Source organism: Bacteroidota bacterium (assembly GCA_016706865.1).
Classification (GTDB): Bacteria; Bacteroidota; Bacteroidia; order Chitinophagales; family BACL12; genus UBA7236.
In genome coordinates this window covers 1,190,510-1,205,339 of record JADJIS010000003.1, presented here as the reverse complement: position 1 = coordinate 1,205,339, position 14,830 = coordinate 1,190,510, and the positions used below count along the sequence as shown (strand labels likewise).

Annotated in this window: 13 protein-coding genes and 2 pseudogenes; 4 read left to right on the top strand and 11 right to left on the bottom strand. The window is 36.1% G+C overall.

Annotation, left to right across the window (positions count from 1 at the left end):
• Nucleotides 1-144: 144 nt before the first annotated feature.
• The 5 genes from IPI31_14550 to IPI31_14530 all read right to left on the bottom strand — a co-directional run bounded on the left by IPI31_14550 (nucleotide 145) and on the right by IPI31_14530 (nucleotide 8,021).
• Nucleotides 145-4,620, bottom strand: a complete 4,476-nt coding sequence (locus IPI31_14550) for a hypothetical protein (protein MBK7569036.1) — start codon at nucleotides 4,618-4,620, stop codon at nucleotides 145-147.
• A 108-nt stretch (nucleotides 4,621-4,728) separates the two neighbouring features.
• A complete protein-coding gene (gene prmA, locus IPI31_14545; GenBank protein ID MBK7569035.1) occupies nucleotides 4,729-5,562 on the bottom strand; it encodes a 50S ribosomal protein L11 methyltransferase in 834 nt (277 codons plus the stop codon).
• Nucleotides 5,563-5,619: 57 nt separating this feature from the next.
• On the bottom strand, nucleotides 5,620-6,375 hold the full coding sequence (locus IPI31_14540) for a triose-phosphate isomerase (protein ID MBK7569034.1): 756 nt from the start codon (nucleotides 6,373-6,375) through the stop codon (nucleotides 5,620-5,622).
• Between the two features lie 114 nt (nucleotides 6,376-6,489).
• Nucleotides 6,490-7,701, bottom strand: a complete 1,212-nt coding sequence (locus IPI31_14535; GenBank protein ID MBK7569033.1) for a GlmU family protein — start codon at nucleotides 7,699-7,701, stop codon at nucleotides 6,490-6,492.
• Between the two features lie 71 nt (nucleotides 7,702-7,772).
• A complete protein-coding gene (locus IPI31_14530; GenBank protein ID MBK7569032.1) occupies nucleotides 7,773-8,021 on the bottom strand; it encodes a type B 50S ribosomal protein L31 in 249 nt (82 codons plus the stop codon).
• Nucleotides 8,022-8,124: 103 nt separating this feature from the next.
• On the opposite strand from IPI31_14530, the gene IPI31_14525 reads away from it, so the two are divergent.
• Nucleotides 8,125-8,595 (top strand): hypothetical protein, encoded by a 471-nt coding sequence (locus tag IPI31_14525; protein ID MBK7569031.1) that lies wholly within the window; start codon nucleotides 8,125-8,127, stop codon nucleotides 8,593-8,595.
• A 325-nt stretch (nucleotides 8,596-8,920) separates the two neighbouring features.
• Here the strand turns inward: IPI31_14525 and IPI31_14520 are convergent, their stop codons facing one another.
• Nucleotides 8,921-9,514, bottom strand: a complete 594-nt coding sequence (locus IPI31_14520; GenBank protein ID MBK7569030.1) for a YihA family ribosome biogenesis GTP-binding protein — start codon at nucleotides 9,512-9,514, stop codon at nucleotides 8,921-8,923.
• A 92-nt stretch (nucleotides 9,515-9,606) separates the two neighbouring features.
• On the opposite strand from IPI31_14520, the gene ubiE reads away from it, so the two are divergent.
• Both ubiE and IPI31_14510 read left to right on the top strand, forming a co-directional pair.
• Nucleotides 9,607-10,332 carry a bifunctional demethylmenaquinone methyltransferase/2-methoxy-6-polyprenyl-1,4-benzoquinol methylase UbiE gene (gene ubiE / locus IPI31_14515; protein MBK7569029.1) on the top strand — a complete coding sequence of 242 codons (726 nt, stop codon included), beginning with the start codon at nucleotides 9,607-9,609 and terminating at the stop codon, nucleotides 10,330-10,332.
• Entirely contained in the window at nucleotides 10,305-11,009 is a 705-nt protein-coding gene (locus IPI31_14510; GenBank protein MBK7569028.1) for an outer membrane beta-barrel protein, read from the top strand. Before ubiE ends, IPI31_14510 begins: the two co-directional genes overlap by 28 nt.
• Before the next feature lie 1,023 nt (nucleotides 11,010-12,032).
• On the opposite strand, the gene IPI31_14505 is transcribed toward IPI31_14510, so the two are convergent.
• On the bottom strand, nucleotides 12,033-12,419 hold the full coding sequence (locus IPI31_14505) for a hypothetical protein (protein MBK7569027.1): 387 nt from the start codon (nucleotides 12,417-12,419) through the stop codon (nucleotides 12,033-12,035).
• 171 nt (nucleotides 12,420-12,590) lie between these two features.
• Between IPI31_14505 and IPI31_14500 the strand changes: the two genes are divergently transcribed.
• Entirely contained in the window at nucleotides 12,591-12,755 is a 165-nt protein-coding gene (locus tag IPI31_14500) for a hypothetical protein (GenBank protein MBK7569026.1), read from the top strand.
• A 504-nt stretch (nucleotides 12,756-13,259) separates the two neighbouring features.
• Here the strand turns inward: IPI31_14500 and IPI31_14495 are convergent.
• From IPI31_14495 to IPI31_14480, 4 genes and pseudogenes are all read right to left on the bottom strand, one after another.
• Nucleotides 13,260-13,794, bottom strand: a pseudogene (locus IPI31_14495) (dCTP deaminase).
• 40 nt (nucleotides 13,795-13,834) lie between these two features.
• Nucleotides 13,835-14,074 carry a hypothetical protein gene (locus IPI31_14490; protein MBK7569025.1) on the bottom strand — a complete coding sequence of 80 codons (240 nt, stop codon included), beginning with the start codon at nucleotides 14,072-14,074 and terminating at the stop codon, nucleotides 13,835-13,837.
• Between the two features lie 42 nt (nucleotides 14,075-14,116).
• Nucleotides 14,117-14,188 (bottom strand): annotated as a pseudogene (locus tag IPI31_14485) (hypothetical protein).
• Nucleotides 14,189-14,350: 162 nt separating this feature from the next.
• Nucleotides 14,351-14,620: a hypothetical protein gene (locus IPI31_14480; protein MBK7569024.1), complete on the bottom strand. Its 270-nt coding sequence runs from the start codon at nucleotides 14,618-14,620 to the stop codon at nucleotides 14,351-14,353.
• Nucleotides 14,621-14,830 lie beyond the last annotated feature (210 nt).

Here is a 14,830-nt window from a genome sequence, read left to right as displayed (position 1 = left end):
TGGCTGGACCTGAAATTCAGTGTCTTTCTAATAATTGGGGCAATCTCCATAAAAGCCTTTTTTTGTCAATAGTCATTAGTCAGGAGTAAATGCATTCGGCTGTCGAGGAACTTACTCACCACTCACTACTCACCACTTTCCATCTTACTTGTTCTCTTTCAGGCCTTCATAATACTGCATATCCTGCACAAACTGATTCACTGCATTTTTTCCTTCGAGCATGAATATCATGTTTCCTTTTTCGGTTTCGATGATGCGTTTTTTGCTGTCGTAGCTGAAAATTTCGGCATTGAGATCTTCACGGGAAGTGAATAATTTTAATTGATTGCGTTTGTAGTGGATATAAATAAAATCCTCACTTGGAGTTAAGAAATATAATGTGAAATAATCGCCACCACTTCTTTTTCCAAATTCGGCATAACATTTTATATGCTGATTAAATGCCTGATCGCCAAACCAAATTAATTGCCCATCAGAACCGGTGGTATGAAATGATCTGGTGTTTGGATCCCACACCATTTTAATTCCCGACATAAAGATTGTAACAGGAAAATCACGGGGTTTTTCTAAATATCCTTTAGATGTAGCATCGTCAATTAATTTATTAGCGATTTTCGGTTCTGCCAATTCATTAATAGCAGCTATAAGTTGAGTTTCAATATTATAATCTATTGGAGTTGCACCGGCATCAGCATTGGAAGTAAATAACATGGAACCCAATTTTTTAAGTAATTCATCGGGTAATGGAATTTCGAAGGTAACGGTAGCATCCATTTTATATTGTTCACTATTCGGACGCTTTATAATTGTTCCATATGCTTTGGTATCACATAGATCCGTTTTTAATCCCATTTTTAATCTGCCTTCCGCAAATAATGCTCCTGTTTTATCATTATATTTCATAATGGAGCCTCGTTCCGTTGGGTCATCCAATTTTCCAAGATTTCCTAAATAATATGTTTGATCAGTTTCATTATAATATCCTTGTCCGCGTGCAGAAAATAAAGTAGCATCATTAATGGCAACTTTGCGTGCCATAATTGTTGTGTATAATGCTGCAGTATCGTTATATCTGAAAATTCCAGCATAAACCGAATCATTTTTTTCTGTTACGGCATCGTTTAAACTAAAAATTGGTTTTTTAGGATCTACATAAGAGTCTATACGGAACCAATCTGTTCTGTAATTCAACGAATCGGTAACCTGTAATTTTACATATCCTTTATATTTTAAAAATTGATCGCGACTATATAATTCCACAGCGCCTTTGTATTTTACTTTATCTTCCAAAACAAAATTAGCTGTATCTGAAATGTAACCTTTCGCCATCATATAATGATTGGTAACTTCCATGATGGAATCTAATTCCTTTACAACCATAATTTGTTCTATCGGTATTATTTGTTTTTTATTTTGAGGTGTAATATAATCGTATTGTCCATTTCCACTCATACTTAATCGCCCCTGAATATTTACAAGGCAGTCGTGTAAACTATGGTAAAAGTTTAAAGTATCACCTACAATTTTGGCGTAATACAAAGTTCCCATTTTCGCACCTTTTTCAATATATACTTTACCACTGTCCGGAATAACATGAACATCTGCAATTCGAATTAAAGGAACTCCTTCTGCATTTAACTGATAGGTATTTAAATTGAATTTACCTTCCTTTGCTTGAAATACCAGACTGTCCTGACCACCATTCGTAGAATAAAAATTTGAATATTCTTTTGTTGATTTAAAATATACAGTTCGTTCATCCATTACCCAATCGAATACGTTCATATCAGTTTTGTATTCATTATATGGTAATTCCGTCATGATGGTATCGTAATTTGCTTTAAAATGCCCGATACGTTTTTCATAATCTACATCCATATTCACATTATCTAATTTTAATGCAACAAGATCCGGTGTAACCTGACCAATGGAAACGGAAGCGGTGTCAGCCTTTGCATTATTTGCTAAATAATTAAATTGATTGGAGTTCATTTTTACTTCACCCCAGATCATAGTTCCATCGCCTTTTAAACCTTTGGAAGTAACAATGGAAGTTCCTTTTAATGTGGATGCACCTTCATACATATCAAAAGGTTTTATACCCTGTTCCACTATCATTTGATCTTCGTAAGGCAACCATCTTGTTTTAACTCCGGTATTGGAGGATTGAGGAAATTGCACTCCGCTTTCGGTTTTAGTAACAATAAAATCATCCACATTTGCCAAGGTGGAATCGGGGAAGAAAATAATATCCTTTGATTCAGAATGTGATGCCATAAAATCAATTGCTCCCGAACCTCTGAACCCTTTATTACTCAATGAAATATTTCCTGAATATTTTCCCAACTTTCCATATGTGGGATAACCACCTGCAGGCGTGACAGTTTTAAATCCAAGCGAACGGTCATCCTGTAATTTTAATGCTTCCCTGAAATCTGGGAATATTCCGGCTGATACCATGGTACCATCAAACTTCACCTTTCGAAAATCCAGTGAATCGGAACTCTCTAAGGTAAATGGGTCGAGTTTAAAGAAAAATCTTTCTTTGTCATAAACATCATTAAATATCTGCGGTTTTTGATAATCGGCAATGGAAAAATCGTAGGTGGTAAATATGGAATATTCCGGATATTTTACCTTACTGGATTTATTATCTGTTTTATCAATTTGTAATCGACCGGAAGTTACGCTGATATTTGTTTTTACAGGTAAATAAAGTGAATTTCCCATGTCGTCCATTTCGGTGGATTCAACATACAGGATCATCGAATCCACTTTATTCATTTTAATATTAAAAGTGTCGTAACTAAAATAAAAATTTTGTCCTTTAAAATCAATATTACCTGATACGATCATTCCATCAAATAACATATCACGATTTTTTTTGAGTGTTAATTTATCATCCTTCGGATAAATTAATACAAATTGCGAATCACTTAAATAAAATTGTTGAACTCCGTTAATATTAAGATCGTAATTTGTGAGATTTAATGTTGCATTTGATCCTTTGGCAAGAGAAGGAATTGTAATAATGTCGTAATCGGTTTTTCCGGATGCCGCTGTTACGTAATTAAATGTTTTTTGTTTTACATATACCAATTCATTTTCCTTATCATAATAAATAAAACCCTCTTCCACTAATTGCAATAATAAACTTTGTACACCATCAACAGTTAAAGTGGGATTTAGGTCTTTGGCTAACGCGAGAGTTGGAATAACCCGTGTTTTATAAGTTTCACTATATCGTTTAATTTTTACAAGTGGTTGATAGGTTGATACTCCTCTTACGCGGTCAAAAAGTTTAATGCTGAAAAGATCCTGACTCTCGAACCAACTCATTTTATTTCCTGCACCTTCAATATTCTTTAAGTTAATTATCGTATCGCTGAGCGCCCAATTTAAGTTATCGACCTTTGCATCTACTTTGTGATAAGAACTATAAAACATCAAACTTGAAAATCCTTCGTCTTGTCGGGTAATATTCATTGTACTCATAATTCCATCATACCGGATAGATACATCATGATGATAAATAGAATCTGTTTTTGCTACACGAATTATAATTTCAGCATCCTTGGAATAAATGGAATTTGCAGGCTCAATTAAAAATGTTTTTGATTTAGCCAATACAGCGGGTTTACCTTTAGGATCTTTAAAACTCATTTCTGCAAGAGTACTATCATCCCCACTTCCTATAATTTGTCCTCCTTTTAGAAAAAATCCACCTTTATAATCCACATTGATCAAAATATCCTTTACTGTTAATGTTTTATCATAAGTTCTGAATTGCGGATAATCACTTTTGGATGGTTCGTTGTTCGTGATCAACCTGTCTTGAAGCTGACCTGGAAGTGCCTTTGTGAACATGCCCCCAAAATACAAACTCGCGGTGTCGGCAATATATTCACTGGTTTCGGTGTTAATGCGATAATTGGTGAGTTTAGCATAGGTAACAGTAGAATCCAAACCTGCACGACCCCATCCTACAATTCCTCCGCTTCCTTTCCATTCTTTGTCAAGTGGGAAATAGATTCCTTTGGTATCGTTAAGAACAAGGGTATCACCCTTTGTATAGGCAAAAATGCCCGTTGAAGGAAAATGGACCTCGGGTATGTCGCCATTCAGTTTAAATTCATATTCGAAGGAGGTGTAACACCATGTTTTGGTAGGAGTTTCGTTTAATGCATTTTTTTCGAAAAATGAGGCGGAAAAGTCGAGAAAGTGGTTATAAGTGGAATAACTGCCCTTTTTGGAATTGTCGAGGATGGTATTACAAATTACCATCCATTCGGAATATCGTTCCATTAACTGACCGGATTTGGAAAAAGCGACTGTCGCATTTAACACCGCAACAAACTGCGGCATTGGCTTCATTTTCCTTTCCAACATTTTATTGCTAAGGTCTATCACCAGGTCAAGTTGTTCGGGAAGGATGTTGCCTGCTTCCACCATTTTAGCAAATTTTTCGTAACTATCCTTGCCGATCTCATTGTTATTTGCGCGCATAAACTCGCTCAACTCCTTCAAAAACTGATCTTGCTCCCTCGAAAAGGAGGTAAGTTGTGAAAACCCCTGAGAAATGGTTAAAACTGATATTAATAGAACAAATATTTTTTTCATGCCGTTAAGTTAAAGTACAAGTGTTAAAAGGGGTAGGTTGGTAACGAAAAAAAAGTGGAGAAATTTCCTGCTTAACAATTATTAATCCTTATTTTTTCCACATTTATTTCACGAATTTTGGAATACTGCACAAATCCAGTCATTTTTAGTTCGTGTGGATATTAAATTAAAAAAATAATTATTTGCCTCTTTGATCACATCGTTGATGTCGGTTTCCAATATTCCGCTTACGATCAACAAACCTCCTTTATTGAGTGTTCGGAAGAATAATGGAATATTTTCTATTATAATAGGTTTATTAATATTTGCAAGAATAATATCAAATTGTTTTCCATCCATAAGATCAATTTCTCCTAACTCAGTAGTTATTTCATTATAGATATCGTTGAGTTTTACATTGTCGAGTGTATTCTGATAAGCCCATTCGTTATTATCCACTGCAAAAACATGTTGTGCATTTTTTTTGACCGCAAGAATTGCCAATACTCCGGTTCCACATCCGGCATCACAAACAAGTTTGCCTTCAAAATTTAATCCGAGCATTTCTTCCACCAATAAATAAGTTGATTCGTGATGACCGGTGCCGAAACTCATGCGGGGTTCAATTAATATATCGTATTCCATTTCCTGGTCTACAGGATGAAATGGCGCTCTTATGATACATTTTTCTGCTACTATTATCGGTTGGAAATTTTTCTCCCATTCCTCATTCCAGTTTTTATCTTCAAACTTTTTTTGCGACCAGGTAAAAATGAATTTTTGTTGAAGGTCTGCTAAATAAACATCCATTTCAGAGATCACATTTTTTTTCTCCTCGATATATGCACTTAATTGATTTGCATTCTGCTCAAAAGTGTCAAATCCTTTTTCAGATAATAAGGCCATTAAAATTTCAGCCGTTTGTTCATCTGCGCTTGTAAAATTATATTCGAGGTAATTCATTTTTTATTTTGGGAATGAATACTGTCGGGCATTCATTTTAATACTTAATTAATTATACTAAACAGCTGTAATTATTTGAAAAAAATCATCTGCATTCAGACTAGCGCCACCAACTAATCCGCCATCAATATCAGGTTGTGAAAAAAGTGTTGCTGCGTTATTTGGTTTTACACTTCCACCATATAAAATTATACAATTTTCGGATGTTTGTGCACCAAATTTTTTTCTTAGCTCTTCGCGTATGAAATGATGCATTTCCTGTGCTTGTTCCGGTGAGGCAGTAAGTCCGGTCCCAATTGCCCAAACAGGTTCATAAGCAATTACCAACTGATTTATTTCCGCTTCAGTAAGGGTGAATAATGATTCTTCCAATTGTGATTTTATAGTAGCGAAAAAACTTCCGTTATTGCGCTCCTCTAAACGCTCACCACAACAAAATACGGGCTGTAATTGATTTAACAACGCGGCTTTAATTTTTAGATTGATCACTTCATTCGACTCCTTATAAATCTCTCTTCTTTCACTATGACCAATTAAAACGAATTTACATCCTATATTCTGCAACATTTTTCCTGATGTTTCCCCCGTAAACGCACCTTCCTGATTTTCATTTATATTTTGTGCACCAAAGTGTATGGAATTATTCCCAAATTTTTGGATCAACCGGTCAAGAAATGGAAATGGAGCTGCGATATAAATAGCATTATTTATTTCAGTCCCATTTATTTTATCGGATAAAGAGGTAATTGTTTGATCAGCTTCCTGTATTGTTTTATACATTTTCCAGTTGCCTGCTATTATTTTTTTACGCATGGTATGGTTGTTTGTTATTAGTCAGGAGTCAATAGTCATTAGTCAATAGGGTGGAGGTAATACTTTTAATTATTCGATTACTCCAATTGTCAATTCTCAATTCTCAACTCTCAATTACTTATGGATAAATATCAATTGTCCTTTTCTATATTTCTCGCTTAGTTCATAAATATGGGTTAAAATTTTAATATCAGAATTGGTTAATTCCATTTTTCTTCGTTGCATTACTTCTTTAGATACGGCGAGTGCATCTTTTAATTTATAGGTGTCAAATCCTCTTGCACCGCCCCAGCTATAGGATGGTATAAAATTTCGGGGAAATCCATCTCCAAAAATATTTGTATTTACGCCCACAACGGTGCCTGTATTAAACATGGTATTTATTCCGCATTTGGAATGGTCGCCCATTATTAAACCACAAAATTGCAATCCTGTTTCAAAAAATCTTTGTGTTACATAATCCCACAATTTCACCTCAGCATAATTATTTTTGAGATTGGAATTATTAGTATCAGCACCAAGATTACACCATTCGCCGATCACACTATTTCCTAAAAAGCCATCGTGGGCTTTATTGGAATATCCTGTAATTACCGAATTATTTATTTCGCCACCTATTTTACAATGCGGACCAATGGTGGTTGCACCGTATATTTTTGCACCCATTTTAATGGTGCTGAATTCACCAATTGCAATTGGTCCCCGCAGCATAGAACCTTCCATTATCTCAGCGTTTTTACCAATATAAACCGGTCCTGTTTTACTATTGATTATACATCCTTCAACATTTGCACCCTCCTCAATAAAAACTGCATTGCCAATAATTGTGTTTGTGGATGATATCGGTTGTGATGTTTTGTTTTTTGTTAATCGCTCATAATCTGATCGCAACACAACATCATTATTTTGAAATAAATGCCATGATCTGCTGATACAAATTGCATTTTCGTGATAATTAACTGCGTTAAATGATTTTGCATGTTCTGCCAAACTCATTCCGGTAAAATATTTTTCTGCTGAACGCAAGGCAATAATTCCTTCCTCCAGCATTAAAACTTCTCCCATTTTTAATCCCGATATGGCATTAATAATTTTTGGATCCGGAATCACTCCACCATAGATATAAATATTATCCTCTGTATAATTTACGGGATATTTTTCTGATAGGTAGGTTTCTGTAAGGTAAGAAAGATCTGTTTCAAGAGCAGAAATCCATTTCTCACGAATGGTATCGATACCTATTCTCAATTCGGCGATAGGTCGGGTAAAGGTGAGAGGTAATAATTGCTGCCATCTTTTATCATCAAATAAAATGAAATTACTCATGCAGCAAAATTAAATGAAAAACCCCTTCCATGTATTGAACATGAAAGGGGCTGTATGCATTTTTATGATAATTATTTTTTTCCGTATCGTTTGTTGAATTTTTCAATACGACCTGCTGTATCCAGCATTTTCTCTTTACCGGTAAAAAATGGATGACTTTGATTAGAGATCTCCAATTTTATAAGTGGATACTCATTACCGTCTTCCCATTTCATGGTTTCTCTGGTATTTGCTGTTGATTTACCCAACCAGGCTGTATCAACACTGAAGTCCTTAAATATTACGGTTCTGTAATTATCTGGATGAATTCCTTTTTTCATTGCTTTATAAATTAAAGGTGCAAAATTAACCATTTCTTATCGTTATAGGAAATAATTATTGAAAATTTCCTATTAATATTGTAGAGTCAATTAATCGAAAAGTATGAAATGGCGCAAATTTAACGGAAATCAGATCGTAAGACCTATTCTGGAGGAAGTTCGGGAAACCCTCGAACGGGAGATCGCGGCCGGGTATAAACTCAAGGTTTGCATAGGTTCCGACTCGCAGGTATACGGTAAAGTAATAGAATTTGGTACGGTTATCGTCTTCCTCAGAGAGGGCAGAGGCGGTTTTATGTACATTGCAAACGAAAGCAGTACACAAAAAATGAGCCTAAAAGAAAGATTGCTTTACGAGGTTTCCCGTTCCATTGAGATCGCCTACGAGCTCTGTAATTTGCTGGATGAGTATCATGTCGACCTTGAAGTGCATGCCGATATCAATACAAACCCCGGTTTTCAGTCAAATCTTGCCCTGCACGAGGCAATGGGCTATATTTTGAGCATGGGCTTCGTTTTTAAAGCAAAACCGGAGTCTTTTGCTTCCTCGAGTTGTGCAAATAAGGTGGTGTAGGAGAAAGGAGAGAGGAGAAAGGAGTAAGGAGAAAGGATTAAGAAGTGAGGAGTTGTCAACCTTCGATAAAGCAACGAATGGCACGTCAATCGTGAGGAGTGAATCCGGCACAGGTAACATTGGAGCTTTGGATTTTGAGATCAAAGTTTTTTTATAGTTGGGGCATTCTCATTACTCCCGTCCGACCGGGCCATCCGGGCGGGCATAACTCATTACTCATTTTCGTGAATCGTGAGGCGTGAGTCTGGTACAGGTAACATTGGAGCTTTGGATTTTGAGATCAAAGTTTTTCTAAGGTCGAAGCATTCTCACCACTCACTACTCACTATTCACCTTGAAGAATTGTATCCAAATATTCCAAAATTTCCTCCTTTCCCTGCCTGTTTTCAGCAGAGGAAACGAAAATAGGAGGCAGTGTTTCCCAATTTTCAGATAATTGTTTTTTGTAGAGCTCGATATTCTCGGCAATTGGCTTTTTTCGGCGATCGGCTTTGGTAAAGATGATAGCGAAAGGAATTTGATCCTCGCCAAGTTTATCGGTGAATTCCAGATCTATTTTTTGGGGTGGGACTGCAGCATCTATCAGCTGAAATACGCATAATAATTGGTCTCGCATGATAAGGTAACCATTGATCATCTTCTCCCATTCTCCTCTTTTTTCTCTGGAAACCTTTGCAAATCCATATCCGGGAAGGTCGACAAGGTTCCAGGTTTTGTTGATGAGAAAATAATTAATTGTTTGTGTTTTTCCCGGAGTGGAGCTTGTTTTTGCCAGGTGATTATGGTCAGTAAGCATGTTTATGAGCGACGATTTACCTACATTCGATCGTCCGATAAAGGCAAACTCGGGCATATCCTGAGAAGGACATTTTTTTACATCCACAAAACTTCCTGTGTAAATTGCTGTTTTAATTATCACAGTGCAAAAATAGGTTTAAAGCAGCCAGGAAAGGTGTGGAGTTGGTAAATAGCATTCAGAAACAGGATTATTCAACGTAAATTTGCAACATAATGTCAGAAAGTGTAACCCCGTATAAAACAGAGGAAGGAAAGAAGGAACAGGTTAAAAATATGTTCAATAACATAGCTGGGCGCTACGATTTTTTGAACAGGGTGCTCTCGCTCGGAATTGATGTATACTGGCGCAATAAAGCCATTAAGGCGCTTAAAAAATATAATCCGGAACATATTTTGGATGTTGCCTGTGGAACCGGAGATTTTACGATCGCAGCATTAAAGGCGAACCCCAAAAAGGTGACCGGCGTGGATATTTCCGAACAAATGCTGGAGGCAGGGAGAAAAAAGATCATCAAAAAAAAATTGAGCGACAGAATTACACTTTTAACAGGTGATTCTGAAAATCTTGAATTTCCGGAAAATACTTTTGATGCCTGCACTGTTGCCTATGGTGTGCGCAATTTTGAGGATCTGCAAAAAGGGATTAACGATATCTATCGTGTAATAAAACCAAATGCTCCGATCATTATTTTAGAATTCTCAAAACCCAGGGTATTTCCTGTAAAACAATTGTATAATTTTTATTTTGGCACAATACTTCCGGTGATAGGTCGTTTAGTTTCCGGCGATGCAAGAGCATACACATATTTGTTTGAGTCAGTTTCCCGATTTCCGGAAGGAGATGCATTTATGGTTTATTTAAAAAATGCAGGATTTAAAAATTATGCCTGTAAAAGATTAACATTCGGAATATGTTCGCTCTATATAGCAGAAAAATAATTTTATTGATCGTTTTATTTCTTCCTTTTTTTGTAAAGGCACAATTTAATGTGACGGAATATGAGAACAGGTTTTCTATTAAGCCATATCATTTCGGAATTTCTTTAGGATATAATAGCTCCGATTTTAAAATTACTTTCAGCGATCAATTTATAAATCACGATTCCATTTTAATTGCGGAATCCACAACGGGTCCGGGATTTAATTTAGGTATCATCGCGAATTTAAGAATTGGAAAATATCTTGATCTGCGTTTTATTCCAGGATTATCTTTTGCGGAAAAGAATTTTAATTATACCTACAAAGATGAAACAACATCTTCTCAAACAATTGAATCTATTTATCTCACCTTTCCCTTCGATGTGAAATTTAAAAGCGCAGCTTATAAGGATATGAAGGTGTATGTAATTGGAGGGGCTCAATTTTTATATGATCTTGGTTCAAATGCAGAAGCGCGTAATGCAGAAGAACTTGTAAAAATAAAGGCTAGTGATCTTGCTGTTGAATATGGTTTAGGAATGGAATTTTATTTTCCCTATTTTATTTTCAGTCCCGAAGTAAAAATTTCAAACGGAATATTTAATCTACATAAATTAGATCCCAATCTTCAACAAAGTAATGTGATGGATAAGGTTTTTTCGAGAACTTTGTTATTTTCGATACATATAGAAGGTTAACTTTTGTTCTGACATGTAGTATATCTCCTGCGTCAATCATTACATGTTTCAGTTCTGAGTTCTGTGTTCGGTGTTCTGAGTTCTGTGTTCTGAGTTCTGTGTTCTGAGTTCGGGGTTCGAAGGTGTTAGTGGTTGCAAAAGTTTTCAGGGTTAGCAAGGTTTCATGCGGAGGGAAATCTCCCGGGTTGTATATACGATGAATGTTCTGGCCCCCTACCCCATAGGGGAGTAAGTTTTCGATTACATTGAAAGTATTTCTTAATTTTTGATTATTATTTATTATTTATCAAGGTTTCCTACGAAGGAATATCTCCCGGGTTGTGGATCCGATGAATGTTTTTTATTTTTTGATTATTATTTATCAAGGCCCGGGTTGTCGAATTGTTTAATGTTCTTTATTCCTTGTTCTATACCTGTCCGACCACTGGCGGATTCGATATTAGTTTTCAAGGTTTGAATCGAAGGATTATCTCCCGGGTTGTCTATCCGATTAATGTTCTGGCCCCTACCCCATAGGGGAGTAAGTTTTCGATTACATTGAATGTATTTCTTATTTTTTGATTATTATTTTTTATTAATCAGGTTTTCCTACGAAGGAATATCTCCCGGGTTGTGGATCCGATCAATGTTTTTTATTTTTTGATTATTATTTTTTATTAATCAAGTTTTCCTACGAAGGAATATCTCCCGGGTTGTCGAATTGTTTAATGTTCTTTATTCCTTGTTCTATATTCGATATTAGTTTTCAAGGTTTGATTCGAAGGTTAATCTCCCGGGTTGTCTATCCGATTAATGTTCTGGGCCCAATTGATATTTTTTATTTTTATTTTTCTTTTCCTCAACCTCGGTCCCCATCTCTTATCTTCCCCAAGGGGAAAGACGTTTCCTTTGTGTTTTTTCAAAGTTTCTGCATAATAAATTACCTCGCAATTTCTTCTATCTGATTCTTCTGCAATTAATATGTTTTAAAACAAAAGCATTTAATATTAAATTAATTCCCCAATGTTTGAAACTGCCCACTGCTCACTGCTCACTGTTGCCTATTCGCTTCCTATTCAAAAAATAAACAACTTTTAATCCGCCTCCAATGCCTCCGCTTATTCGTGAATTAATTCTGTCTTCTCTTGCTTCATTTTCATACTCATCTAAAAATATTAACTTGCTTTCCGGATAGGTATAACGGTAGCAGATGTATGGAGTAAATGACATAGATCCTAAAGCATCTGATTTTTCAAATAATATTTTTCTTACACCGATAGCAGCTATATAACTATTATATCCTTTAATGAGATAATCTGTTTTTACTTCAATGGTATCACCTGTATAAGAATAACCTCCAAACTGACGATTGAATCCTAAAAGTAAACATGATTGCCAACTGTAATTTGTAAAAAAAAATATCGGTGCCAACTACATATCCCAAGCCGCTAAAATCGGTATAGGAAAGCCCGAAATAGGTGTCAAATCTATTGCTGTATTTATATTCAACAATAACTCCACCATCAGAAACAATTCCCTTATATCCAACCATAAATCCAGCTCCGAATTGGGATTTCACCTGGCCAAAAGTTATGGTGGAAATTGACAGAAATAAAATTAAAAGATATTTTTTCATTTATAGATATCGTTCATAAAGATAAACAAAAAAGGAGGGAGGAGGGAGGAGAAAGGAGAAAGGAGAGAGGAGGGAGGAGAAAGGAGAGAGGAGAAAGGAAAAAGGAGAGAGGAGAGAGGAAAGGAGTTTAAATTTCTTGCGAAATTTTAATTGATTCCATTGTTTGTTTTACTGATACCTGATACTTTATACCAATATGGAGTTTAAAATTCTAGCAAAATTTTAAATTTTGGTTTTTACCATTAGTGAGACCCTCACTGGGAGCGAGAGCCTCACTTGCTCCGATGTTGCCACGGACTAAAGTCCGTTGTTATAAGATGGGTCATCCCTTCGGGATTTGGGATCACGTTAATTATAACATTATTTAAATCCAAATTATCTAATTTTTTTTATCCTTTAAAATCTGCATTATCCGCGTCATCCGCGCCTGCCTGCTGACCGCGTCAGGCAGGTTCCCTTTTTCCACATGTGATGGTTGTAATCCATCGGTGAGACCCTCGCTGGAAGCGGGAGCCTCACTCGCTCCGGAAATTTTACAAAATCCCACCCCTTGTGTTCCTATGTCCCCTTCCCATGTCCTATGTCAAGTCCTATGTCCTATGTCCTACGTCCTATGTCACGCGCCCCGCGCGTCCTCAGAATTTATTCAAAAACATCATACTCTCCACCGGACGAATTGTTCGGTTCACGTATTTTGCGTTTGCTTTTTTATTGTAGTAATTTTCTATTTCACCCTTCACTTCAAAATAAATTAATTGTCCGATCGGCATTCCGGCATAAATTCTTACAGGCTGACTGCAGCTGATTTCTAAGGTCCAGGTGTTGCAAAATCCAACATCACCTTTTCCGGCTGTTGCATGAATGTCGATTCCCAAACGGCCGACACTGGATTTTCCTTCTAAGAAAGGTACTTGAGCGTGTGTTTCGGTATATTCTTCTGTAACACCTAAATATAAAATGCCTGGATGAATTACAAATCCTTCATCCGGAATGATGATCTCCTCAATTTCGTTGTGTTTTTTGCGTCGAGAATATGGTTCTTATAAACCGCGAGTACCTTCCCAAATGCACATCGTAGGAATTTGTTCCAAGACAATCAGCGCGATAAGGTTCTATTAATATAGTGCCTTTTGCAATTTCTTTTTCAATTTCTTTGTCGGTAAGTATCATTATTTTTTGGTTGTTCTTAAATGTTAATCCAATTCATGTTTTATGCCTCTATTTCCCAAATCATCACAGTTCTGTCATCGCCGCACGAAATTAAAGAGTTATTCCAGTTGCTCCAAAATAACTTATTCACGGAGTTGAGATGTCCCCCGTACTTTTCATGATCAATCACCTTAAGGAGATTAAAATTACTCGCATCCCAGATCTTAATATGTTTATCGCGACCTGCAGTTGCAAAAAGCCTTCCATCGGGGCTCATTTTGATATCATTTATAGTGAACATGTGGGCTGCAAGAGTTTTTATAAGAGTATAGTTGTTATTAGAATCCCAGATTTTTAGTTGAGCGTCACGGGAACCGGAGATCAGAAAATCACCCGTTTTGGAAAAGGCAGCACAAAAACGGAATTCTGATGACCCGAAAGGGTATTTTTCAGGGTTAGATCATTTTTATCATAAACATAAAGATCATGGTCAGAACTGGAAAAATTATGTGGTTATGGAATGGAGTTACAGCAATACTGCGAATACTTTTTTCACTTACTGCAATGGTTTCAGTGATCAATTTATGATCAACATCGTAAATAAAAACCTTCCGCTTCCACACGCAATAACGAGATTATTGTCGTTAATAATTGTTATATCATATACTGCCGAACCATCAGGAATAAATTTGTGGACTTCTTCTTTTTTGATCAGGTCGGTGATATGCACAGTTCCGTCTAAACTTCCGGTAAAAAGCAGTTGTAATTTTTGTGATAATAAAGTGAAAATATACTTCCTGGTATTCTTGCCAGTCCTTTGGCAGTGTCCATTCCATTTATCTCCCATTGGGCAACAATGCCATCTCCACTACCCGACATAACCGAATTCGGTTCCATTCCTTCCCCCAAACAAAAAATTCCGGAAGAATGGCCCGTTAAATGTTTAACTTTTGAAATGGTAATTTGAGAAGGGTAAAACAAAATAATTTGGGCAATTAAAAGATCCAAAATGGAAATTAATTAATTGCCCAAAGATAATGATTGCCAGTTAGATTTA

Excerpts from the sequence above, each read along its gene's own strand:
- IPI31_14550 (MBK7569036.1), bottom strand. The coding sequence starts at position 4,620 with ATGAAAAAAATATTTGTTCTATTAATATCAGTTTTAACCATTTCTCAG.
- prmA (MBK7569035.1), bottom strand. The coding sequence starts at position 5,562 with ATGAATTACCTCGAATATAATTTTACAAGCGCAGATGAACAAACGGCT.
- IPI31_14540 (MBK7569034.1), bottom strand. The coding sequence starts at position 6,375 with ATGCGTAAAAAAATAATAGCAGGCAACTGGAAAATGTATAAAACAATA.
- IPI31_14535 (MBK7569033.1), bottom strand. The coding sequence starts at position 7,701 with ATGAGTAATTTCATTTTATTTGATGATAAAAGATGGCAGCAATTATTA.
- IPI31_14530 (MBK7569032.1), bottom strand. The coding sequence starts at position 8,021 with ATGAAAAAAGGAATTCATCCAGATAATTACAGAACCGTAATATTTAAG.
- IPI31_14525 (MBK7569031.1), top strand. The coding sequence starts at position 8,125 with ATGAAATGGCGCAAATTTAACGGAAATCAGATCGTAAGACCTATTCTG.
- ubiE (MBK7569029.1), top strand. The coding sequence starts at position 9,607 with ATGTCAGAAAGTGTAACCCCGTATAAAACAGAGGAAGGAAAGAAGGAA.
- IPI31_14510 (MBK7569028.1), top strand. The coding sequence starts at position 10,305 with ATGTTCGCTCTATATAGCAGAAAAATAATTTTATTGATCGTTTTATTT.
- IPI31_14490 (MBK7569025.1), bottom strand. The coding sequence starts at position 14,074 with ATGTTCACTATAAATGATATCAAAATGAGCCCCGATGGAAGGCTTTTT.
- IPI31_14480 (MBK7569024.1), bottom strand. The coding sequence starts at position 14,620 with ATGGGAGATAAATGGAATGGACACTGCCAAAGGACTGGCAAGAATACC.